The organism is Posidoniimonas corsicana, assembly GCF_007859765.1.
GTDB lineage: Bacteria > Planctomycetota > Planctomycetia > Pirellulales > Lacipirellulaceae > Posidoniimonas > Posidoniimonas corsicana.
This window is the reverse complement of the sequence record NZ_SIHJ01000001.1, coordinates 2,575,154-2,598,180: the sequence shown is the minus strand read 5'-3', so window position 1 is coordinate 2,598,180 and position 23,027 is coordinate 2,575,154. Positions and strand designations below refer to the sequence as shown.

Genomic DNA, 23,027 nt, shown 5'->3' with positions numbered 1-23,027 from the left:
GCATGGACCGCCCCCCCATTCATCTCCGCGTGCTCGACGGGCTGCGCGAGGCCGGCGCCCGCGTGGTCGACGTGCGCGAGTGGGTCGCCGAGAAGTGGGACCACGCGTTCGGCACGTTCTTTGATTCGCTGCTCGGCGTGTTCGACAGCTTTGAGTCGCTCGAGTCAGGCGTGGCGCGGCTGGTGCAGATCGTGTTCTGGCCGATCACCGCGACCGCACGCCTGCTGAGGATCGACCGACTACTGGGGTTCTTGATCCATCTTCCGGCGCTGATCGCCTGGGGCGTCTTCGCCGGGCTGATGCGCGCCGCCGAACTGGTGCACATGGACGGTGTGCTGCAGCGGGTCGCCGATTTCATGTACTGGCTGACCACGCCGGTGCGGGCGGTCTTCTCGTTCGTGCACGCCTGGGGCGCCACCCGCAGTGCGCGCGACCTTGCGCTGGCGACCCCGGCGCTGCTGATGCTGCTGCCATTCGCGTACGTGGCGATAGCCGGCAAGGTGCAGGGCCACGGCACAATCGCCGAGCGGTACCGCGAAGCGGTCCGCGATGCCGACGAGCAGGGCGACTACGAGGTCGCCGACCTGATGCGCCGCAAGCTCGAGCAGCTTGGCGTCAGCACGAACCGCAGCGACTACATCGCCGCCGCCCGGCTGGAAGAGCAGGGCGACATGGCCGGCGCCTACCAGAAGATGAAGGGCCTGGCGCCCGCCGACGCGCCCGGGTTCATGCCCGCCCAATACTGGATCGTTCAGAAGCTGCTCGCCAACGAACTCACCAAGGCCGAGGAACCGGAGCTCGCCGACCCCAATCGGCGGCTGGAACTGGCGCTCGAGCGGCTGAATCAGGTCTCCGCCGCGACCGGCCAGAGCGAGGCCCTCGCCCTCACGCGGGCGTACATCCTGGTTGAGCAGGGTCACCCAGACCAGGCGCTCGAGGCAATCGGATCGTACGGTTCGGCGTCATTCCCGGCCGCGGCGATGCGGCTACGCATCCTGGCCAAGTCTGGCCGGCAGCGGGACGCGACCGAGCAGGCGCGGCTGGTGCTCCGGCTGTTCGATGAGCACCAACCGGCCGAGCCCTCCGCGGACGACCATCGCTCCCGGGCGCTGGCCGCGGCCGTTGCTGGGGAAGACCAGCACGCCGAGCAGGCTCTGCTGGATCTGGTCGCTATCGAGCCCGATGACCCGCAGGCGCGCCAGCAGCTTAGCGTGGTCAGTATGCGGCTTGCCCAGCGCACGCTGGGGTCCGACTCGTTCAACGGCCGGCGGCTCGCTGAGCGGGTGGTCCGCGCTCAGCGTCTGGGCGCCCCGCCCGAGGCGGTCGCCTCGGCGCTGCAGTCGATCGTCGCTCAGCGGCGGCGGTCCGACGCGCACCGCGAGGCGTGGAACGAGCTGCTGGCCGCCCCCGATGCGGGCGCCGAGCTGATCCACGCCGCCGGCACCATCGCCGCGTCGGCCGGCGAGATCACCCAGGCCCGCAAGGCGTTCCGCCAGCTCACCGACGCGGGCGACGCCCCGCCGGTGGTGTGGAACAACCTGGCCTGGGCCTTGTCCCAGGAGCCCCGCCCCGAGTACGCCGAGGCGCTGGTGGCGGTCAACCACGCCCTGGCGGCCGAGCCCAACAACCCCCGCTTCCGCGAGACCCGCGGGCAGGCCTACCTGCACCTCAAGCGTTGGCGCGAAGCGCTCGACGACCTTGAGCACTCGCTGAACGCGATGCCGGACTCTCCGGGCGTGCACGCCGGCCTTGCGACCGCCTACGAGGCGGTCGGCGAGACGCAGCTTGCCGATATCCACCGCCTGCACGGCGCCAAGTAACCACTCCTTCCTCCTCCGCACTCCACTCCGCCATGCGCCCTCTTAGCCGAGCCAGCCTCTTAACCCTCCTTGTCGTCGCCGCTTCGGCCGCGTTCCCACTCCAGGCGAATGCGGCACTTCAACCCGACGAGGTCGCCGTGATCGTCGCCCGGGGGAACCGGGAGTCCGAGGGACTGGCCAAGTACTACTGCCGCGAGCGTGGGGTGCCGGCCGCCAACCTCTGTGAGGTCGACGTCCCCTCGACCGAGGCGATGGAGCGTGAGCACTGGCGGTGGGCCGTGCGGCCTGAGATCCAGAAGTGGCTCAAGGAGAACGACCCGGATCGCAAGATCCGCTGCCTGGTTACGACCTGGGGCGTGCCGCTGAAGGTCAAGCCCGCCAAGCCGGACGAGGCGGCCGCGCGGTACCTGGCGCACCTGCAAGGCGAGCGCGCCGGACGCATCGAGAAGCTGAACGAGGTCGCCGCCGAGCTCGACAAGCTCGGCGCCGACCCGTCGCAGGACGGCGGCGCCTCCGCGCTGCTCGAGGGGATGGGCGGCGGCGACTCGCTGAAGCAGCTCGAGCAGCGGCTCGAGGCGTCGCTCCAGGCGGCCCAGGCGCGGCTGGCCGGCCAGACGGGCGAGGCGGGCGTCGCCGACAAGACGAAGCTGCAGCAGCTCGCCGCGCTGACCGCCGGCGCCGGTGTGCTGTTGCAGAGCATGGGCCAACAGCTACAGCAGCTGGCGCAGGGAGATCAGACGCCGCCGCTGCAGGCGGTACAGCAGTTCAACCTGCTGCGGGGCAGGGCGTCCGGCTTCGCCGAGATCAAGACGCTGCTCGACCAGCGGGCCCCGAGCTACGAACGCGACGAGCTGGCCCTGACGGTCGTGCAGCAGAACACCGGCCTGCTGGGCGCGGTCAAGTGGCTCGACGAGGCGATCAGCACAGCGGAGAAAAACGAAACGGGCTCGTCGCTGGACAGCGAGCTGAGCCTGATCTACTGGCCCGAAGACTACCAGCTGCTGCGCTGGCAGCCCAACTACCTCCGCACGACGTTCGACGGGTCGCAGCTCCGCGAGACCTTCCCCACGATGATGGTCGCCCGGCTCGACGGCCCCGACCTGAAGACCGCCAAGCGGCTGATCGACGACGCGATCGCCGTTGAGAAGGCGGGCGGCCTGCAGGGCAAGGCGTACTTCGACGCGCGGGGCCTGGCCGAACGGGAAGGGCCGCCGCTAGAGACCGGCAGCTACCCGGACTACGACCGCGCGCTGCTGGTCACCGCCGAGGGGATGAAGACCGTCACCAACGAAGCGGGCGAGCCGAGATTCGAGGTCGTGCTGAACGAAGCGCCAGAGCTGTTCGGCCCCGGCGACTGCCCCGACGCTGCGCTGTACTGCGGCTGGTACAGCCTGGGGAAGTACGTCGACGCGTTCGATTGGCGGAAGGGCGCAGTCGCGTACCACCTCGCGTCCGCGGAGGCCCGCACTCTGCATGAAGAGAATGCGAAAACGTGGTGCAAGAGCTTGCTTGAGGATGGCGTCTGCGCTACGGTGGGTCCTGTCTACGAACCCTACCTGGTCGCCTTCCCCCGCCCGAACGAGTTCTTCGCCCTGTTGACCAAGAGCGACCTGACGCTGGTCGAGGTCTACTACCGGACGAAGCCGTTCAACAGCTGGATGATGGTGCTGGTGGGGGACCCGTTGTATCAGGCGCAACCTCCGAGGTAATCACTCGCACGCTTTCGTTCGTGCTGCGGCCGTATCGAGAGCAATTGAGCTGATCTACCGAATAGAGACTGGTCTACCACTCGCAATGAAATCTACACTCGCCTGCGCCACTGCGGCCTTCGCTCTGGTACTTGCCGGATTGGCTACGCCCGCAAGTGCAATCTTGGTTGTCGACTTCCGGAATCCGACAGGTGACGACTCAGGCACCTTGGGGGAGTTAATGGACCTAGAGTCTAGCGGTACTTTTTTGGTGCCTGATGGCAGTGGACTAACTGTCACTATCGAGAGCATCTCAGTCGTCGAAGGTGCGTCACGTGTGAACGGGAATAACTCTAGCTTTGGGGTCGAGAGCTTAGATCGAGCAGAGGACGATTCCGATCAATTCGATTCCTCACTGCTAGAATCACTCACACTTTCATTCAATCGCGCGGTGAGTATCTCGCGTCTGGACTTCGTTGGCTTTTCTGGGAGCGACTCATTCGACTTCTACGGCACGTCCATCGACGTGAATGACCTTATCGGCGACCAGGAGTATGATCTGTCCTCGATGCCGATGGTGCTCGCCGCGAACCAGGCGTTCACCATGAAAGCCACGACTGGCAGCGTTGGCTTACAGGACATCACCCTCGCCGCCATCCCCGAGCCAACCGCGTTCCTGTTCGGCGCCCTCGTCGCCGGCTGCGTCGGGATGGCAGCCACCCGCCAGAGACCCGCACGGTCGTCCGCAACAGCGTCGGCGGAGCCGCTCTCGTAGCCTTCCGGACGACGCTGGCAGTGCTGAATAGGCCGGATTTTCGCAGAATCCTGCCTTTCTTGTCTTGCGTCGTCCAACCCGCCAAGCGAATATGAAGTCACTCTGTATGCCTTCCGCGCGGGCCCTCCAGCCCAGGCATTCGGTTTCCAGAACCGCCTACCTCGATAAGACCACTCTGTAATGAATAAGTTCCTGCTTGGCTTCGTCGCGGCGCCGCTGCTTGCTGCCCAGGTCGCCCACGCCGACCTGGTGCCGTTCTCGCTGACATCCGGTGGGACCGTATCGGGCGCTTCCTACACGAAGACCGAATCGCACAGCTCTGGCGGCGTCTCGTTCGACGCGACGCTGACCGTGCTGGGATCGAACTCGATCGACCAGAAACCCGGCGGCGCGATCGCGGGCCTGGGGATCGTGGGTAACGGCCCCAACGCGGTGTCGAACGGCGAGGCCCTCTACTTCACCATGACGGTGTCGAACATCGTCGGGGGCGACGTGTTCTTCGACGGGTTCTCACAGATCGACCTCGATGTTTCCACTGGGACTGGCGCGCTGAGCAACGACTTCAGCTTCGGCAGCACCGGCGATAACTTCCACACCATCACGACCGCATCGGACGTGGTGAGCATGAGCGGCGCCCCGCCGCAGAGCTTCTTCGCGATCGCCGCTCCGAACGAAGGTGCGGGCAGCGCGTTCCGCGTGCGGAGCATCACGGGCTCGTTCAGCGTGCTCAACATTGCCGCCGTGCCCGAACCGACCGCGTTCCTGTTCGGCAGCCTGGTTGCCGGCGGTGTAGGGATGGTGGTCGCCCGCCGGCGTCCGGCCCGCAAAGACGCCTAACAAGGGTCCGCAACTCGAACGACCAAGGCCGCCTCAGCCCTCCGCTGAGGCGGCTTTTTTTGTACCGGTTAACAGGCCAACCCAGCCCTTCTTCGCGGTGATCACCGCAGCGGTTGGTCGCATGGATATCCGCAACGCTACGCATCGCGATGGCGGCTGAGGGTGCGGTTAATCCAACCGCCACAGGCGGCAGTGCATGCTCGCCAGATTCCGATTGGGAGGGCTGTTCCATCCAACGCCTGACGAAGGCGAAAATATCGCCCAGAACTGCGTGCAGACCGTTTGTGCGCTACGCCGCAGCTGGTTACAAAGGATAGATCGGGCGCTCCGGACAACGGCCGCCACGACCCCGCCGACGCACCTCCTGCCCCACACCTTCCGCAGCCGCCTCTATGACTTCTCTCGTGAGTTCGCAGCAGGGACAGTTTGACCCCGTGCCGAACGACCAATTCGGCCCCGGCCCGAGCTCCCAGGCCCCGCAGTCCACCGACCTGTTGGCGCTCGCGTGGCGCGGCCGGTGGCTGATCCTGCTGGGGGTGCTGATCGGCGGCACGGCGTCGTGGGTTTACCTGCAGCGGGTCACCCCGCTGTTCCTCAGCCAATCGCGGATCTACGTCGAGCGTTCGCTCCCGAACCTGCTCGGCGCCGAGTACCAGGTGGGGCGATCCAACTCGTACCTGTTCACACAGGCGGAGCTGATCCGCTCGACCGGAGTGCTGGCGGCCGTCGCGGAGAGCCCCGAGGCGGCGAGCATGGAAACCTTCCGCGGCGTCGAGAACCGCGTCGCGATGCTGTACGAGGCGTTGTCGGTCGGAGTCGGCCAGGACGACGAGATCATCAACGTCGGACTGGAGCTGCCCAACCGGTTCGAGGCCGCCCAGCTGGTGAACGCCATCGTCGACGCCTACATCACCCAGTACGCCGAGAAGCGCCGGAACGACACCGTCGAGGTGCTCAAGATCCTGCGCAGCGAGCAGGAGCGTCGCGACGCGGCCCTGGCCGAGGCCCGTCAGGACCTGACCGCCTTCCGCGAGGCCAACCCGGAGCTGTCGGTGCAGGTCGACAACCAGGACGTGGCGAGCGACCGGTTCAGCAGACTGATGAACGAGCTGAACCAGACCGAGTTGGAGCAGCTCACCGCCAAGGCGGAGTACGAGCGCGTGAAGCAGATGGCGGCGTCGCCCTCGCTGCGTCCCATGCTGCTCGACACCGCGCTGGACGCGTTCGGCAGCAAGTCCGACCTCGACCGCGACCTCGAGCGGCTCCGCAACCAGGCGCAGGACCTGGAGCTCGCTTTGATGACCGAGCAGAGCAAGTGGGGCGACGAGTACCCAACCGTCAAGTCGATCCAGCGTTCGCTTGACCAGGCCGAGCAGCGCATCGTCCAGAAAGAAGCGGACATCGCCAAGAGCAAAGAGATGGCGCTCAAGGCCTACGCCTTTGACATCAAGGAACGCTACGAGTTCCAGACCAACAAGCTGAACGAGCTGCGCAGCCGCTACCAGGAGCAGTTCGAGGAGGCCAAGGAGTCCAGCGCCAACTCGCTGAAGCTGATGTCGCTGCAGGAGGCCTACGAGCGGGCCGTGTCGCAGGCCGATGTGGTCGAGCAGCGGATCAAGGAGCTCGACCTGACCACGCAGGCCCCGGTCAACGTGAGCATCATCGAGACCGCCTCGGTCGCGCCCGACCCGAGCTACCCCAGCCGGCCGAAGTTCCTGGGCGCCGGCGTGATGCTCGGCGCGCTGTGCGGCTTCGGCATCGCCTGGCTCCGTGACATGCTCGACCACCGCCTCAAGTCGGTGGACGAGATCCAGGAGGTGCTGCAGCTGCAGGTGTTCGGCGCCATGAAGCGTCAGATGGGCCGCCTGGGACGCGAGGAGCTGGGCAAGCTGGTGCACCTCCAGCCCCGCTCAACCTCCGCCGAGGCGTTCCGCACGCTCCGCACCGCGGTCCACTTCGGCCTAGCCGGCGACGACTGCAAGGTGCTGGTCGTGACCAGCCCCTCGCCCGGCGACGGCAAGTCCGTGATCGCCAGCAACCTGGCGATCGCCACCGACCAGGCCGACCGCCGTGTGCTGCTGATCGACGCCGACATGCGTAAGCCAACCCAGCACTCGATCTTCGGCGTCGACTCGAAGCAGGGCCTGTCGACTATGCTGCGGGAGCGGCGCCCGGTAGAGGACTTCATCATCCCCAACGCGTTGGGATCGCTCGACTTCCTCCCGGCCGGCCCCTCGCCCAGCAACCCGCTGGAGCTGCTCAACAACGACTACCTGATCGAGGTGCTCGAGCGGCTCAAGGCGCGCTACGACCGCATCATCATCGACTCGCCGCCCGTGATGCCGGTGGCCGACTCGCGGGTGATCGCCGCCATGAGCGACGCCGTGCTGCTGGTGCTCCGGGCGGAGAAGTCCACCCGCAGCCTCAGCCTGGCCGCCCGCAACGAACTGTGGCGTGTCCGCACGCAGCGGCTGGGCGTGGTGGTCAACGCGGTGCCGCAGTCGCGCGGCAGCTCGTACGGCTACGGCTACGCCTACGGCGGGTACGGGGCCTACGGCGAGATCGCCTACGGGCACGAAGAAGACGCCACCCTCAGCAGCCGCAAGAAGCGGCTGATCAAGTCCCGACCGGCGCCGGCGGAGAGCGCAACGGTGGTCGAGCAGACCTGATCCGCTCGGCATGGACCCCAACGACGCGCTGCCACAGTGGCTGCCCGAACAGCGGACGAGGCTGGCGGACTCCGACTGCCGCCGGATCGTTGACGTGCACTGCCACTGCCTGCCCGGGCTGGACGACGGTCCCGACTCGCTCGAAGACTCGATGAGGCTGTTGTCCGCACTGGCGCGCGACGGCTTCACCACGATTGTTGCGACGCCGCACCAGCTCGGCCCCTACGACCGCCGCAACCCGGCCGGGCGGGTGCGTGAGCTTATCGACGAGGTAGCGTACGAGGCGGCCTGCAGGGGCATCCCAATCGAGCTGCGGCCCGGCGCCGACGTGCGGATCGACGAGCGGCTGCTCGATCTGCTCGACGCAGGCGAGCTGCTGACGGTGGCGGACCAGGGCCGGCACCTGCTGCTCGAGCTGCCGCACGAGCAGTTCCTCGACCCATCTCCTCTCTTCCTTCCGCTCGCCGAGCGGGGCGTGCAGACCGTGATGACCCACCCCGAACGACACCGCTACCTACGCCGCAACCTGAGCACCGTCGAGCGGTGGGTCGACCAGGGGGCGTTGATCCAGGTCACCGCCGGGAGCCTGGTGGGTGACTTCGGCGAGGGCGCCTACAACGCGGCCTGGGAGCTGGTGGGCTGGGGGCTGTGCCACGTGGTGGCGACCGACGCCCACGACGACCAGCGCCGCCCGCCCCGCATGAACGCCGCGATCACCGCGCTCCGTGAGCAGGCGCCCGAGTGGGCGGTGCAGCGGATGGTGCACGAGAACCCCCACCACATGCTTGTTGGCGACTGGGTCACCGCCGGACAGATCAGAGAGGACGGGTCCTAGCCCATGCCCAGACGCCACCACCAATCCATCGCGGGCGGACTGCTCGGCGTGCTCGACGAGTTCGTGCCGGCCGGCAGGCTCAGCAAGGCCCTGCTGCTGCTGATGGCCGTGCTGCTGTTCTTCGAGACCATCGCCTACGGCGCTGTCGAGGCCTGGAGCGAGCTCGCCGCGCTGACGCTGAGCGGTCTGATCGTGGCGGTACTGCTGGTGCGGCATGCGCTGGACCGTGACAGCCGCGCGCCGACCACCTGGCTGTGGGTCCCGCTTGGTCTGTTCGTCGCGCTCGCGGTGCTCCAGGCGGCGCCCCTTCCTGCAGGCTGGTCCGGCGCGCTGGCGCCAGGGACGCTGGCCCGCAAGCAGGAGCTGCTGGGGATCGGCGAGCTGGCGTCGTCATCGCTGTCGTACTACCCCCGCGAGACCTGGCGACTCGCACGCATGATGCTGGTCGGCGGCGCGCTGTTCGCCGCCGCGATCACGCTGGGCCGGGAGCGCGGCGGCGTCCGGCGGCTGCTGGCGTTGGTGTTTGTCGTGGGCGCCGGCGAGGCCGCCTTCGCAATCATCCAGATCATCGCCCAGGCCGACTGGGCCTACGAGGCCGCGGGCCGCCCGCCGCGGCCGGCCGCGACCGCCGGCACGTTCCTGAACTACAGCAACTTCAGCCAGTTCATCAACCTGGCGATCGGCGCCGGCCTGGGCCTGCTGCTCGTCCGGACCGAACACCGCAGACGGCTGACCGGCCGGAACGCCGGCTGGGAGGACTTCTGGCGCACCGAGGGTTGGATCGTCTGCGGGCTCGCGGCCTGCTGCCTGTCGGTGTTCACGTCGATGAGCCGCAACGGCGTGCTGTCGATGGTCGTCGCCGGCGGCTGCTTCCTGGTCCTGCTGCAGCGGCGCCGGTCGTCGAGCGCCCAGGCGTGGGCGCTGGTCGCAGTGCCGGTGTCGGTGTTCGTCGGTCTGTGCGTGGTGGGGTTCGACCTGGTCTACGATCGGCTGGGGACCCTTTCGGAGGGCAGGTACTTCACCGACCGCTGGCAGCTGACCCTCGACACGCTCCGCGCATGGCAGGACCACCCGGTGTGGGGCATCGGCCTCAACGCGCACGAGTACGCGTTCTCCGGCTACGACACCACCGGCGCCCTGGCCATCGCCCAGACCGCCGACAACGACTACGCCCAATTGCTGGAAGAAACCGGCGTGGTCGGCGCTGCGCTGGTCGCTGCGGCGATCGGGATCGTCGCGTGGATGATCCACAAGCTCACGACGGACCGCGCCGCCTCCGCCTCGCTGGCCGCGTTTGGGGTGGCGTACGCGCTGATCGCGGTCGCGATCCACTCCTGGTCGGACTTTGGTCAGCGGATCCCCGCGGTCTTCTCGCTTACGGCGATCCTGGTTGGCGTGCTGGTCGCGGCCGACCACCAGCGCCGCATCAGGCAATCCGATGCTTCCCCGACACCACAGCCAACGACCGGGCAGAGGAAGACCCAGGGGCTCATCGCGGCCGGCCTGCTGCTGCCCGCCTGGGGTGTGTCGCTCGCGGTCGCGTACATGGCCGCTCAGGCGGAGGAGTCGTGGGCCGGCGCGTATTACCAGGAGCGAGTAATCGCCGCGAAGGACTGGCAGGGCTCCGTCGACGAGTACCGGTTCCTGCTAGAGTCTGCCGAGTCCGCGGCCGCGCTGGAATCCAACAACGTCCGCTACGCGTACCGGCTGAACCTGTACCGCTGGCAGGCCATGCTGTGGGCGGGCGGCGGCGCCAGCCCCGACACCTCGGACCCGGAGTTCGTTAAGGTCACCGCGGCCGTGGCGGACGCGCTGGCGCGGTCGCGCGAGCTCTGCCCCACCTTCGGCCCGGCGTACACCCTCGAGGGGCAGCTGCGGTACTTCATCCTGCAGGACGCCGAAGCAGGGAGGCGTCAGATCCTGCTCGGCGCCGAGCTGGCGCCGCAGGATCCGACCGCGTTGTTCAACGCCGGGTTCGTCTACGCGCAGGAGGGCGACCTCGAGCGGGCCTACCCGCTAATGGAGCGGCTGGTAGCGCTCCGCGAGTCGTACTTCCCTCAGGCGGCGCGGGAACTGGTCGTGACGCTCGGCGCCCCCGAGTCGGCCGAGTCGCTGTGCGGCGACTCGTACAGGCGGCTCGAGGCCCTGGCCGAGCTGTACGAAGAGCAGGGTGGATCGCTGGCCGAGCGAGCCGATCCGCTGCGCACACGCGCCATCGAACAGCTCGAGGCGCGGGTCCAGAACGGCGAGGCCACGCCGGCGGAACTGGCCCGCGTGGCCCAAGCCTCGTACGATCTGGGCGACGCGACGCGGGCTATCCAGCTGCTCCGCCGAGCGCTGGCCGCCGACTACAACAACATCCCGCTCAGGATGCGGCTGGCCGGCTGGCTGAGCGACGACGGCCGGCACGACCAGGCCCTGCACGAGGCGAAGATCTGCCTGCGTCTGAAACCGGGCGACGCCCGCGCCAAGCAGCTCGTAAACCGGTTCTACGACCTCGCCAACAGCCGGCCCCAGCCCGCCAGCTAGCCGCACTCATAGCGGTTCTAGAGGGCCCTCAAGTCCGCTCTCGCGGCGTCTAGCAACTGTCGCCGGAACGGGTGCGCCTCCTCGCCACCTGCTAGCACACGCCGTGGGCGCCGGCATCGCCGGCAGCCGGCAAAGTTTCCCTAACCCACACGGTGCGCACAGTCGATACAGCCGTTACAGGCACGCGTTGCGTGCGGATAACGCCCTACCATTCATCTGCTGTGTTGACCCATGAAGCGACCCACGGCTACTGCAAGCATCCTGTTGCTGTGCTGCTGCACGGGCTGCCTTTCGGTCTGCAACAACGCGTACAGGACGCTGATCAAGGAACCCAAGGAGTTCAGCTGGCGCAAGGACCGCTGCGAGAGCCGCACCCTGTACGCCTCGTGGGCGGCCGGGGCGTGGGCCGAGCAGCGTTCCAACGGCACGCCTTGCCAGTCGGCCGACTTCGCGTTGGGCTTCCAGGACGGGTTTGTGGAGTACTGCTACGCCGGCGGCTCGGGCGAGCCGCCGCCCATCCCTCCTCGGCCCTACTGGAACTCGCTTAACCGGGTCGCCCCGCTGGACAAGAGCGCGTACGAGTGGTTCGACGGCTACCGACTTGGCGCCCGGGTCGCTCGCACGGGCGGCTACCGTGACCAGGCCGTGGTGCCGGCGTCCGCCAGCCTCTGCTCCAAGGGCGGCGGCATCCACAACGGCGAAGCCTGCCCGTGCTCTACGGGCGAGCCGGCTTACGCACCGCAGCCGGCGCCCCACGCGGAGCCCGTCCCGGCGCCCGCACCCGTTTCCGACGGGCAGGCCAAGCCGGACGACCTGATGCTTCCGGCGCTCACCGACCCGGCCCACGAGGCCGCCGGCAACGGCGCGACCGCCGCCCTCTACGAGGCGATCATGCCGGCCAAGACGTCGCCGATCGGCCCGCCGCGGCCCTCGGCGTCTCCCGTGGCCGCGCCACAGGCCGTCCCTAGCACGGCGCAGCGTCAAGCTGTGAACCCGCGGGGCGCCGCGTCGGCCCAGGCGACATCGCCACGCTTCGGTAACGAGTTCCTACGCTGATATCCAATGGCGCGCCGCCGCCACCGTCGAGGCACAACCAATATGTCCGCCGCTCCCAACCACCTCCGCCGATCGATCAGCCCAATGCGTGCGTGCATGCTGCTGGCGGGCGCCGTCTGCTTACTTCACGCGGGCTGCGCCGCGGTGACCAACCCTACGGCCAACGGCATCCCGGTCCACGCGCTGCCCGAGGAGTTGCTGGCAGAGTCGAAGGAGGGGTTCACGCCGATCGACCTGACGCTGCTCCGCGTGCCGCCGCCGGCGGTCTACCAGCTGGACGTGGGCGACACGCTCGGCGTTTACGTGGAGGGCGTGGTCGGCAACGCCGAGACGCCGCCGCCGGTTAACATACCGGACTCCACCGAGAAGGCGCCATCTATCGGCTACCCCTTCCCGGTCCGCGACGATGGCAACGTCTCCCTACCGTTGGTCGGCAACGTCCACGTGAAGGGGATGACGATCGAGCAGGCCGAGGCGGCCGTTGTCGACGCCTACCTCAGCCAGAAGATCCTCCAGCCAAACGACTACCGCATCATCGTGTCGCTCTTGCGTCCGCGCACCGTCAGGGTGGTCGTGGTCCGAGAGGACGCCCGGGCGCGGTCGGTCACCTTCCAGAACAACGCCCTGGTAGGGATCGGGGGGAACTCCACAACAATCGGCGGCGAGCAGAAGCCGTCCGGCGAGATTGTCGAGCTGCCCGCCTACCAGAACGACCTGCTCAACGCGCTGGCTCGCACCGGCGGGCTGCCAAACTCCGACAACAGCCGCGACGTGATCATCTACCGCGGCGAATGGCACGGCGACGGCATGGCCGAGGCGCCATGCCGTCCACTATGCCCCAGCGACGACCCGCTCATCGACGGGCAGCGGATCATCCGGATCCCGCTGCGGACAAAGAACTGCGAGTCCGTGCAGGTGCCGCGGGAGGACGTCGTGCTGCACGAGGGAGACATCGTGGTCGTGCGTGGCCGCGACTACGAGACCTACTACACCGGCGGCATCCTCCCGTCGGGCGAGCACCAGCTGCCCTTCAACCGGGACCTCACCGTGGTCGAAGCGGTGCTCAGGGCACGCGGTCAGCTCCTCTCCGGCGGCCTCACGACGAGCAACCTCAACGGCGGGTCCGTGCTGGCCGGCATGGGCAACCCTTCGCCGAGCCTGCTCGCAGTGCTCCGCAAGACGCCGGGGCAGCAGCAGGTGATGATCCGCATTGACCTCAACGAGGCGATCCGCGACCCGCGGCTGAACATCGTGGTGCAGGCAGAAGACGTGCTGCTGATGCAGGAGAACACCGACGAAGCGTTCGCCCGGTACTTCAAGGATCAGGTGCAGTTTGACTTCTTCTTCCGCCTGCTGAACCGCAACGACGCTCAGGGCGGCGCCAGCCTGATCGCCCCGTAGCGACAAGGCGCGGATCGGCACCGTGGGCTCAGCGTTCAGCGTAGCGACAACAAAAAAGGACGCCGTGGAATCCACGGCGTCCTTTTGTTTGTAATCGCGTTGAGCGTCGGCCGGCTACGACCCGAAGGGCGGGCGTGGCGGCGGCGAGTACGGGCTGCGGTAGGGCAGCGGCTTCTGCGGCCGGCCGGTCGCGGAGACCGGGTTGTCGATCGGCTGCGGCGAGGCGGTGACCGATCCGGTGCCCGACCCGTCCGTGTCGCGAGAGAAAGAACCACGCAGTCCGGTCGACACCGACGGGCTGCGGAAAACGTCAAGCCAGCTCGAGCTGCTGCCGGGGCGGCTGATCGAGAACGGATTGAAAAACTGGCTGCGGCCGGCGTTGTCGGCTCGGGCCTCCGCGGCGACGCCCAGCGCCAGCACAGCGGCGGCAATGAGTGCCGTGGGGAAAGTCTTCATGAAGATTACCTGAGTTGCTTCTTTTCTGCCTGTCGCTTCCGGCTGGCAAACCAGCTCTTCCGCTCTACTCTAGCCTAGTTCCGCCGCCGGGCCGCCACAAGTCCGGCGCCGGCTACCAGCAGCAGGGCCGCGGCCGGCTCGGGCACCGGCTTCGCGTTGGTGGTCTCGAAAACGTTGAAATTGTCGAAGTAGGCCGTGCCGGTCAGGCCCATGTAGTAGTCCGTGTTGTCAGCGGAAATCGCCGAGATGTTCGCGTCGGTGAACAGCGAGGTCACTCCGTCTACAAAGCCCTCGTCGAACTCGGCGCCGGTCAGCACCAGCGAACCGTCCACGGTGGCCCGGTAGGTCATCGAGTTGTAGTCGAGGATCAACTGATAGCTGTGCCACTCGTCGAAGCTGACCACGGTTCCCGTCGGGGTAAAGAAACCGCTGCCGGCTTCGCTGTACAGCACGTCGCCGGTCTGGGAGTCCACGCCCAGGTAGCCGATGCGCTTCTGCGTCGTCTCGTTGTCGTAGGCCGCCACGCCGAAGTACGGGCCGAACGGCGTCTGGGCGCCGCCGGTGGGGGCGTCCGCGAACTCAACCAGCATGTCCCACTCGATGCACACGTACGGGAAACCCGGGTCGGGGTAGCCCGACTGCTGGATCCCCCAGAACGCGTCCGGGCCGTCGCCCTTGTCCACCCGCACCGCCTGGCCGCCGTCGGCGAACACGGCCGACTGGACGGTGGCCGAGCTCCCGGCTCCGCCGCTCTTGGCCCACTGATCGGAGCCAAAACCGCCCGCGATCGAGGCAAACTGGCCGTCGAGCTGACCGGTGCCGTTGAAGGTCGTCGAATAGTCCGGGGACTCAAACCCCTCTCCGTCGACGATCGAGAATGTCGCTGCCTGAAGCGAACCAACGCTAAGCGCGACCACGACGGCCACCGGAGTGAACCAGTTGAATCCCCGAGACATTAGCGAACCCTTCTAGATGCTGAATCTTAGGTGCAATCAGGCCCGATCTGACGGTCCTGACATCGTTTTGAGGCTGCGCACGCGAATCCGCGCACTCCTCAAAACTAATCAGCACCTTCGGACTGGTCAACTGATTTCTCGGGTCGGCGCAAGCATCGCGATTCTCCCTTCGCGTAGAGCCCGCAGGCCGCTAACCTGCACCCTACGCCCCAAATGCTCGCTGCGGATTACCGCCCGAGTATACTGAGGGAATCACCTTTGACGTCAGCAGCCTAGCGCCCCGCCAGCGGCCCCCCGCTCCCAACCTCCCGCGACGAGACCCACCGTGTCGATTTGCCTAAGAGTAGTATGCGCCGTCGTCGTCTGCGGCTGCCTCGCCATCCGTGACGCGGTCGCCGCCACGACGATCGTCAACTCGGGAGGGTTCGAGGGCTACTCGCTCACAGACCTGGCCGGCCAGTCCAGCAACGCCGGCCCGTGGCTCCAGGCCCACACGCTCAGCGAGGGCGACCTCTCGACCGCGGTGGTTCAGGACTCGGTCTTCCACCCGTTCCCCGATGGCGGTTCCAAGGCGGTGCGGGTCGATCGCAAGGCGCAGGACGACGCGTACTGGGCTGTGCTGAACGAGTCCGATCCGCTCACCGACGGCGACCTGATCATCATCGAGTGGGACATGAAGGTGGAGCCGTCCGGCGTAATTGACGCGTTCGGCCCGTTCTTCGGGGTCCAGGCGATCGACGCGTCGCCATCGCCGCTGCTGCTCGGTTCTGTGGGCGTGGACTCCGCCACTGGAGAGATCCTCTACCAGGAGGCCGACACCGGAATCCTGACGCCCATCGACTCGGCGCTCGGCATCTCGGTCAACAACCAGTGGCGCCAGTTCCGTATGGCGATCGACTACACGAACCGGGCCTACCAGGTCGTCTACAACGGTCGGTTGATCCTCACCGAGCCCATTGTCGATGAGGGCGCCCTGGGATTCACCGACGCCGACATCACCGCCATCGCCGCCGGCGGCGACAGCGTCTCGCAGAACGCCGAAGGCACGGCGTACTTCGACAACTTTGTGGTCGTGAACCTGGCCCGCGTGCCGGGCGACTACGACATCGACGGCGACGTCGACGCCAACGACTACGCCGTGTGGCTCGACGAGTTTGGGAAGTCGACCATCTCGGGAACGGGGGCCGACGGCAACGGCGACGGCGTCGTCGACGCCGCCGACTACACCGTGTGGCGCGACAACTACCTCCCGGCACCGTCGGCTGGACCTTCCGCCGCGCCGGAGCCCACGGCGCTGGCCCTGCTGGGCATCGGCGTGGCGTACGCCTGCCGGCGGCGGTTCCGCTAGCCGGTCCCAGCCACCTGCCTGCACTTGAAGTCTACGCCCGCACGCGGCGCCGCCCTAACACGCCGCACAGCACGCTCACCAGCCCGCCGAACAGAAAGCCGCTGGGCTCGGGGACCGCGGCCAGCGCGGTGGAGAACCTCGCACTGACGGCACCAGCCAAGTGACGGTTGCCGTTAAAGACCGGCCCGGCGACCGAGTAGAAATCGGTGAACCCGGTAGACGGCAGGTTGACCTCACCTTCCCCATCCACCGCAACCGGCGTCGCGCTGTTCGGTACAGCCAGCGTGGGCGACACAAAGATCTCGGCGCCGCTCTGCACGTTGCTGTAGCTGATCGACGAGAAACCCAAGAAGTCGATGTCGCCTCCCGAGACGTTGTCGACGATCAGCGAGAACCGCAGGTGCTCGCCATTTGATATCAGGAAGGTTTGATCCAGCCCTCTGATGCCGAAACCGGACGTGCCAGGATCGCTGAAGCCGGTGATTGCGCTGCTTCCCTGCACGGTCAGCGTGGCGTCGAACGTCACGCCGTCGATGGCCAACCCACTCTTTGTCGACACAAACCGCGTGCCGTTGTCTTGCAGTGAGCCCGCGCTGAGCAGGAGGGGAAAACTCTCGACTAGATCTGCCCGACTAAGTCCCTGCGTGGCGAGCAGGAACGATAGCGCAACAGGAAACAGAGCTACGTGCTTCATCTCGAGGACCTGACTGAATAGATGGATAAGATCCCCCTCCTGGGTTCTCGATGAGGCTGAGCGGTCGGCCGCACAGCGGTTCCATCTAAAACAGCGGCCCGCCGCAGATCAACAATAAAGTGGCAAATAAAGGCGCATCACTACAAGAAAAGTCTAGCGACCTGCTTTCGAGAGCCTGACGCGCCGACTACTCCGCGAGCCCCAGCTCGACGACCACCGGGTAGTGGTCCGACGGGACCTGGCCGTTGATCTTGTCGGCCACCACGCGGGCCGATTTGACGCGCCACTCGGGGCTGACGAGCACCCAGTCGATGAACGGACCATCCGCGCTGCCGCGGAAGCCGTGGAAGGTGGCCGGGCGGGGGCCGCTGGCGTTCGCCAACCGCCATGCGTCACGCAGCCCGGTCTGGTCGGAGGCAAGCCGCCGCAGCGCCGCGTTCTTCGGGTCGGCATTGAGGTCGCCCATCACCACCGCCGGGGCGTGCGGCTGGTCGCGCTCGGCGAGGTGCGCGGCGATCGCGGCGGCGCTCTTCTCCCGCGACTCTTGCGACTGATGGTCCCAGTGCGTGTTAATAACGTGCACCCGCTGGCCGGAATCCTTGTCCTGCAGCTCGGCCCAGGTGTAAACGCGCGGCAGCTTGCCTCGCCACGTGATCGAACCGGGCCGCGCGGGCTGGTCGCTCAGCCAGCGCGTTCCCGAATCGATCACGTCGAAGCGCGAACGCCGCAGCAGGATGGCCGAGTGCTCGCCCTTGCGTCGCCCGTCGTCACGCCCCACGCCGACCGACTCGTACTGGGGGAGCTGCTCGCCAAGGTAGTCGAGCTGGAAAGCGAGCGCTTCTTGCACGCCCACGATGTCGGCGTCGGCGCGGCGGATCGTCTCGACCACGGCCTCGCGGCGGTTGGGCCAGGAGTGCTCGCCATCGTTTGCGGAGCCGTAACGGATGTTGAAGGTCATCGCCTTCAAGGTGGGCTCATCCGCCGCCGCGTGCAGGGAGCAGGCGGCGAACAGGGCAAACACGAAGCAGGCGGTTAGGGCGCGCATCAGCAGGGGCTCCGCGGGTTTCTCGGGGGATGAACCACGAGTCTAGCGGTGCAGCGAGCAGCTGCCAGAGTCGCACTCCGTTTTGCCCGCGATCAGGTAGCGGTGGCGGGAGATCCAGCGGTAGACGGGCCGTGCAATGAGCATCATGCCCGGCAGGTACATCACCGGCATCAGCCACCACAGGCGGCGGAGCCGGTAGGTGAGGTAGCGGAACGCCTCGGGGCCCCAGTGTCGGCGGCCCTGGCGGTCGATCAGGCACATCTCTTCCAGCAGCCGCTCCTTCGGCAGGTCGGGCCAGCGGCGGGCGACCTCGGGGTCGTGCAGCGAAATGTACGAAAGCTTGTCCTGGCAGTCCCACCACTGCAGCCGCTCAACCTGGGCGCGGCAGAAGTTGCAGTGCCCGTCGTAGATCACCACCTCCGACTCGGGGCGGTCGGCAGGCGACGGGAGCGTGCTGGCTTCCGGTTTCGCGTCCGCGGCGGGTGGGGCAGGGGGCGCCTGGAGCTCGCTCATGAAACCACAGATTTGGGAGGGGGATGGGCTACACGATTCTACCCCACGCCTTCGGACGGGCGAGCCGCTCCTGCCGGTGGCGGCGGATTGCGGCTGCCTGGGCCCCAGCTAGCGATCGATGGCTACCCTTAGCTCGGGCTCGCCAGGCGTGCCTTCTCTGTCGTCACACGCGAATGTTGTAGAAAACGGCCAGGCCGCGCGGTCCAATGGAGGGTGCTCACTTGTATACACCGCCGCCTGCCGGCGGGCGTGTCGCCCAGAGAGAGGAATGAGGCGCGGAACAAGCGGTTTGCTCGCCATTGCTCCATCGGACGCGATCGTACTGTCCGATTGGTGCGCCAGAAACGGACAAAACCCCCGACGGCCCTTACCGAGCCTTTTGACGCAATGGCCTAATTCAAAAGCACTTAGGAACTAACCGGGCGGCAATATGCTCCGAGTTTTGTCCCCTCCGCGCGTGTTCTTGGACAAAACGAATCGGACAAAACCCTGCCGGGTCGCCACCGATGGAGGGCAGATTGCGTTGCGGGCTTGCAACGGGTGTGACGTCTAGAGAGATGAGAAGCGCTCGGGCCGGGAAGAACGGTCCCGTCGGGCTCGAATAATCGTGATTATCCGGTCCCCAGCGGGGCGGCCGGGCGTTGAATACCGGTGCCCCCCACACTTCGGGCCCGTATAATCGACCGCTGGAATCGATCGCCACTAGGAGCGAAGGTCTGATGGACACTCTGCACGCCCAGGTCAAAGCCGCCCACCGCCGGCTGGTCATTGAACAGTTTGTTGGCCGGCTGGTGTGGTGCCTGTTCGGCACGCTGCTGATCGCGGCCGCGGCGATCGCCGCCCCAAAGCTGGTGGTGATGGAGGATCTGCCCTCGTACTGGGCGCAGGCCTGGCTGATCGGCGCCGGGGCAGCAGGGCTGATCGCCGCCGGGGTGTGGACCGCGGTGCGGCGGCGGAGCTCGCTCGAGGCGGCCATCGAGATCGACCGGCGGTTCGGGCTGCGCGAGCGGGTGGCGAGCAGTTTGTCGCTCCCCGAGGACGCGCTCGACACGCAGGCGGGCCGCGCGCTGGTGAACGACGCCCTGCACAGCGTCAGCCGGATCGAGGTGGGCGAGAAGTTCCACGTGCGGCCGACGCGGGCGGCCTGGCTGCCGCTGGCGCCCGCGGTGCTGGCGTTCTGCCTGATGGCGTTCGTTGGCAACAAGACGGCGCTTAGCACCACCAACCAACCGATCTCGCCCGAGGCGCAGAAAGAGCAGACCAAGAAGTCGATCGAGGACCTCCGCAAGAAGCTCGAGGAGCAGAAGAAGGACGCCGAGAAGAAGGGCCTGGAGGACAAGACCGGCGTGCTCAAACAGGTCATGGAGGGGACCAAGAACCTGGACAACAAGGACCTGTCCGACCGGAAGAAGTCGACGGTCAAGCTCAACGAGCTGTCCAAGCAGCTCGAGCAGCGGCGTCAGCAGCTGGGCGACAAGAACGCGCTGCAGAAGCAGCTCGAGTCGATGAAGGACATCGGCGCCGGCCCCGCCGAGAAGGCTGCCAAGGCGATGCAGCAGGGCGACTGGAAGAAGGCGATCGAAGAGATCAAGAAGATGCAGGACCAGCTCGCCAAGGGAGAGATGGACCCCGAGCAGGCCAAGCAGCTCGCCAAGCAGCTCGATCAGATGCAGAAGAAGCTGCAGGCCGCCGCCGACGCGCACAAGCAGAAGATGGAGGACCTCAAGAAGCAGATCGCCCAGCAGAAGCAGCAGGGCAACCAGCAGCAGGCCGCCCAGCTTCAGCAGCAGCTCAACAAGATGCAGCAGAACCAGCCGCAGATGCAGCAGCTCCAGCAGATGGCGCAGCAGATGCAGCAGGCGCAGCAGGCCATGCAGGAGGGCGACCAGCAGCAGGCCGCCCAGGCCATGCGGCAGCTCGCCCAGCAGATGCAGCAGATGCAGCAGATGGACGCCGAGATGGAGATGCTCGACGGCGCCATGCAGCAGATCGAGATCGCCAAGCAGCAGATGGGCTGCCAGCAGTGCCAGGGCATGGGCTGCGAGGCCTGCCAGGGGATGGGGCAGGGCATGGGCCAAGGGATGGGCCAGGGGCAAGGAGAGAAACCCGGCATGGGGATGGGCAAGGGGCAGGGCAGGGGCCCGCGTCCCGACGAGGAGAACCCCACTAACCTCCGCGACACGCGCGTCAAGCACGACCCCAAGAACGGCGCGTCGATCATCACCGGCGAGGTTGAGGGCCCCAACATCAAGGGCGACGTGATGCAGTCGGTCAAGGACGACCTGTCCAGCGGCGTCGCGCAAGAAGCCGAGGCGCTGAACGAAGAACGGCTACCCCGGCCGCAGCGCGACCACGCGCAGGAGTTCTTCAGCAAGATCCGCGAGGACCTGTAGCCCTCACTCCGGTGCGCCTGACAGCACACCGGTCGAGTGGCCCGCCGGGTCGGCCCTACTTATACTGAGGGTCGACACGCCCCGCTGCTGACACCTCGACCGACTCCCCCGATGGCGACCCCGGTGACACTTCCCCCCACAGGATGGTTGTGCGCGTGCATCGCGCTGCTAACACTCGCCGGCGGCGCCGCGCAGGCCGCCCCGGACGATTCCGCTGAGCCCGCCGCGGCCGAGCCCGCCGTCCGCGCCCCAGCGGATGAAGAAGTCGCCGCCGCCCGCGGGGAGCTCTCCGCGGTGCTCAACCGACTAGAACGGCGGATGGGCGCCGGCAGCCCAAACGCCGAGGCGTGGAAGCGGTACCTGCAGTGGGACGCGCTGAGCCGCTTCGCCAGCGGCGAGCCCGACGCGCAGCTAACCAACCTGCAGCTCTCGATCGACCGGCTCACGTCCGGCGAACCGGGGCTGGAGCTGGACGAGTTCCAAGGCGTCGCGACCGCGGCGCAGCGGCTGTTCGACCTGCTGCTGATCGGCACGCTGCCCGACGCCGAGTCGTTCGCCGCTACCCAGGCCACGCAGCTCGACAGCCTGCTCGCCGAGCAGCCGCAGCTGCTTGACCCGCGGGCGAGCTTCGCGGCCGAGCAGCGGCTGGACTTCTTCCGCGGCGCCCCCGGCGGCGGGCGGCGGGCGGAGCGGCTCGCACGCCGCTTCGGCGAGCCCAACCTGTTCCTGGACGCCTCGGAAGAACTGCTCGCCCGGCTGGCCCGCCGGCCCGTCCACAACGTCGGCCCGGTGCGCGAGGTGATCCTCGGCACACGCGTGACAGGCACGGGCGACACGCACGGCTCGCTGAGCGTCGCGACGGTCGCGTCCGCAGACTCGGCGCGGCTGCGGGTCTCGATGACCGGCGCCACGAGTTCCCAGACGGTCGGCGTGAACGGGCCGGCCGTGATCCACAGCGACGGCACGACCACCTTCGCCGGCAGCAAGCTGGTGGAGATCACGCGGGAGGACTTCTCCGCCGCGCGGTCCGTGTTCGACGCCACGACCCACACCTGCACCACCGGCATCTACAAGAAGGGGGGCGGCTTCGGCGAGCGGATCGTCAGGGCGGTCGCCAAGCGGCGTGTGGCCGAGCAGAAGCCGCAGGCAGACCGGATCGCCGGCGACCGCGCGGAGCTGCGGCTGCAGTCGGAGTTCGACCGGCAGGTGGAGCAGGAGCTGGGGGTCGCGCGCCGCAACTTCGAACGGGAGTTCCTCGCGCCGCTCAAGCGGCGGCACGCCGAGCCACGCCGGCTGGACTTCCGCACCAGCGATGACCGGCTGCACGTCGGCATGCTGCAGGCGACGCGCGGGCAGCTCGCCGCCCCCGACGCGCCCCCCACGGCGCCGGCGGACGACCTCTCGCTGCGGCTGCACCAGTCGGCGGCCAACAACCTGGCGTCCGCCATCCTCAGCGGCGCGACGCTGTCGCGCGACTCGGCCGACGAGCCGACGAAGCTGAACGTGCCCGTGCCGGACTGGGCCAAGAAGCTGGCCCGTCAGTCCGCGCAGGATACCGAGCAGGCGACGCCCGCTGAGTTCAAGCCGTGGCGGCTCACGTTCCGCCGCAACCGCCCGATCTCGTTCCGGTTCAGTGAGGACGAGGTCGAGGTGATCATCCACGCGGCCCGCGTCGAAGCCGGCGGCGACGAGTTCCGCGGCTGGGACATCATCCTGCTGTTCGAGCCGGCCGAGGCAGACGGCCGCACCGTGCTGGCACGGAAGGGCGAGGTGGACGCGCTGCCCACCGCGTTCGACCCGCGCCGCGGCGGCCGACTCAACTCACGGCAGGTAGGGTTCCGCAACAACCTCAAGGCGCAGCTCAACAAGCAACGCGACGGCGAGGAGGGCCTGCCCGAGATCGTCGAACTGGGGCCGATCGAGCTGCGGGACGGCCGCGGAGAACTGACGGCCAACCGGCTCAGCTCCACGGCCGGCTGGCTGGCGCTCACTTGGCTGGCCCACTGACGCCT

17 protein-coding genes are annotated in these 23,027 nt (G+C 67.6%); 12 read left to right on the top strand and 5 right to left on the bottom strand.

From position 1 onward, the window contains the following. The first annotated feature begins 2 nt into the window (after positions 1-2). The 9 genes from KOR34_RS10015 to KOR34_RS09975 all read left to right on the top strand — a co-directional run bounded on the left by KOR34_RS10015 (position 3) and on the right by KOR34_RS09975 (position 13,610). Positions 3-1,820 (top strand): hypothetical protein, encoded by a 1,818-nt coding sequence (locus KOR34_RS10015; protein ID WP_146564448.1) that lies wholly within the window; start codon positions 3-5, stop codon positions 1,818-1,820. A gap of 137 nt (positions 1,821-1,957) precedes the next feature. After that, positions 1,958-3,529 carry a TIGR03790 family protein gene (locus tag KOR34_RS10010; RefSeq protein WP_197531297.1) on the top strand — a complete coding sequence of 524 codons (1,572 nt, stop codon included), beginning with the start codon at positions 1,958-1,960 and terminating at the stop codon, positions 3,527-3,529. A 430-nt stretch (positions 3,530-3,959) separates the two neighbouring features. Then, positions 3,960-4,283, top strand: coding sequence for a hypothetical protein (locus KOR34_RS10005; RefSeq protein ID WP_146564446.1), 324 nt, complete (start codon positions 3,960-3,962; stop codon positions 4,281-4,283). A 180-nt stretch (positions 4,284-4,463) separates the two neighbouring features. Continuing rightward, complete coding sequence (locus tag KOR34_RS10000; protein ID WP_146564445.1) at positions 4,464-5,120, top strand: hypothetical protein; 657 nt, start codon at positions 4,464-4,466, stop codon at positions 5,118-5,120. A gap of 434 nt (positions 5,121-5,554) precedes the next feature. Next, positions 5,555-7,789 (top strand): GumC family protein, encoded by a 2,235-nt coding sequence (locus KOR34_RS09995; protein WP_197531296.1) that lies wholly within the window; start codon positions 5,555-5,557, stop codon positions 7,787-7,789. Positions 7,790-7,799: 10 nt separating this feature from the next. Beyond that, positions 7,800-8,624 (top strand): tyrosine-protein phosphatase, encoded by an 825-nt coding sequence (locus KOR34_RS09990; RefSeq protein WP_146564443.1) that lies wholly within the window; start codon positions 7,800-7,802, stop codon positions 8,622-8,624. Positions 8,625-8,627: 3 nt separating this feature from the next. After that, positions 8,628-11,153: an O-antigen ligase family protein gene (locus KOR34_RS09985; RefSeq protein ID WP_146564442.1), complete on the top strand. Its 2,526-nt coding sequence runs from the start codon at positions 8,628-8,630 to the stop codon at positions 11,151-11,153. Positions 11,154-11,384: 231 nt separating this feature from the next. Beyond that, on the top strand, positions 11,385-12,209 hold the full coding sequence (locus KOR34_RS09980; RefSeq protein ID WP_146564441.1) for a hypothetical protein: 825 nt from the start codon (positions 11,385-11,387) through the stop codon (positions 12,207-12,209). 42 nt (positions 12,210-12,251) lie between these two features. Continuing rightward, positions 12,252-13,610, top strand: coding sequence for a polysaccharide biosynthesis/export family protein (locus KOR34_RS09975; protein WP_197531295.1), 1,359 nt, complete (start codon positions 12,252-12,254; stop codon positions 13,608-13,610). Between the two features lie 114 nt (positions 13,611-13,724). Here KOR34_RS09975 and KOR34_RS09970 read toward each other — a convergent pair whose 3' ends face one another. Further along, the gene (locus KOR34_RS09970; protein ID WP_146564439.1) at positions 13,725-14,066 is read right to left on the bottom strand and encodes a hypothetical protein; all 342 of its coding nucleotides are present in this window, start codon (positions 14,064-14,066) and stop codon (positions 13,725-13,727) included. Positions 14,067-14,140: 74 nt separating this feature from the next. Then, positions 14,141-15,022, bottom strand: a complete 882-nt coding sequence (locus tag KOR34_RS26620) for a PEP-CTERM sorting domain-containing protein (protein WP_197531294.1) — start codon at positions 15,020-15,022, stop codon at positions 14,141-14,143. 325 nt (positions 15,023-15,347) lie between these two features. Between KOR34_RS26620 and KOR34_RS09960 the strand changes: the two genes are divergently transcribed. Next, on the top strand, positions 15,348-16,370 hold the full coding sequence (locus KOR34_RS09960) for a PEP-CTERM sorting domain-containing protein (RefSeq protein ID WP_146564438.1): 1,023 nt from the start codon (positions 15,348-15,350) through the stop codon (positions 16,368-16,370). Between the two features lie 31 nt (positions 16,371-16,401). Here KOR34_RS09960 and KOR34_RS09955 read toward each other — a convergent pair whose 3' ends face one another. From KOR34_RS09955 to KOR34_RS09945, 3 genes are all read right to left on the bottom strand, one after another. Further along, entirely contained in the window at positions 16,402-17,064 is a 663-nt protein-coding gene (locus KOR34_RS09955) for a hypothetical protein (RefSeq protein WP_146564437.1), read from the bottom strand. A gap of 187 nt (positions 17,065-17,251) precedes the next feature. Next, positions 17,252-18,109, bottom strand: coding sequence for an endonuclease/exonuclease/phosphatase family protein (locus KOR34_RS09950; RefSeq protein ID WP_146564436.1), 858 nt, complete (start codon positions 18,107-18,109; stop codon positions 17,252-17,254). 42 nt (positions 18,110-18,151) lie between these two features. Beyond that, complete coding sequence (locus tag KOR34_RS09945; RefSeq protein WP_146564435.1) at positions 18,152-18,622, bottom strand: thiol-disulfide oxidoreductase DCC family protein; 471 nt, start codon at positions 18,620-18,622, stop codon at positions 18,152-18,154. A gap of 719 nt (positions 18,623-19,341) precedes the next feature. Between KOR34_RS09945 and KOR34_RS09940 the strand changes: the two genes are divergently transcribed. Continuing rightward, positions 19,342-21,015, top strand: coding sequence for a hypothetical protein (locus KOR34_RS09940; protein ID WP_146564434.1), 1,674 nt, complete (start codon positions 19,342-19,344; stop codon positions 21,013-21,015). Between the two features lie 123 nt (positions 21,016-21,138). Beyond that, entirely contained in the window at positions 21,139-23,022 is a 1,884-nt protein-coding gene (locus tag KOR34_RS09935; protein ID WP_228714567.1) for a hypothetical protein, read from the top strand. The last annotated feature ends 5 nt before the right edge of the window (positions 23,023-23,027 follow it).

Bases quoted from the DNA above. Each gene is read 5' to 3' on its own strand.
- KOR34_RS10015 (WP_146564448.1), top strand. From the start codon at position 3: ATGGACCGCCCCCCCATTCATCTCCGCGTGCTCGACGGGCTGCGCGAG.
- KOR34_RS10000 (WP_146564445.1), top strand. From the start codon at position 4,464: ATGAATAAGTTCCTGCTTGGCTTCGTCGCGGCGCCGCTGCTTGCTGCC.
- KOR34_RS09990 (WP_146564443.1), top strand. From the start codon at position 7,800: ATGGACCCCAACGACGCGCTGCCACAGTGGCTGCCCGAACAGCGGACG.
- KOR34_RS09985 (WP_146564442.1), top strand. From the start codon at position 8,628: ATGCCCAGACGCCACCACCAATCCATCGCGGGCGGACTGCTCGGCGTG.
- KOR34_RS09980 (WP_146564441.1), top strand. From the start codon at position 11,385: ATGAAGCGACCCACGGCTACTGCAAGCATCCTGTTGCTGTGCTGCTGC.
- KOR34_RS09975 (WP_197531295.1), top strand. From the start codon at position 12,252: ATGTCCGCCGCTCCCAACCACCTCCGCCGATCGATCAGCCCAATGCGT.
- KOR34_RS09970 (WP_146564439.1), bottom strand. From the start codon at position 14,066: ATGAAGACTTTCCCCACGGCACTCATTGCCGCCGCTGTGCTGGCGCTG.
- KOR34_RS26620 (WP_197531294.1), bottom strand. From the start codon at position 15,022: ATGTCTCGGGGATTCAACTGGTTCACTCCGGTGGCCGTCGTGGTCGCG.
- KOR34_RS09955 (WP_146564437.1), bottom strand. From the start codon at position 17,064: ATGAAGCACGTAGCTCTGTTTCCTGTTGCGCTATCGTTCCTGCTCGCC.
- KOR34_RS09950 (WP_146564436.1), bottom strand. From the start codon at position 18,109: ATGCGCGCCCTAACCGCCTGCTTCGTGTTTGCCCTGTTCGCCGCCTGC.
- KOR34_RS09945 (WP_146564435.1), bottom strand. From the start codon at position 18,622: ATGAGCGAGCTCCAGGCGCCCCCTGCCCCACCCGCCGCGGACGCGAAA.
- KOR34_RS09940 (WP_146564434.1), top strand. From the start codon at position 19,342: ATGGACACTCTGCACGCCCAGGTCAAAGCCGCCCACCGCCGGCTGGTC.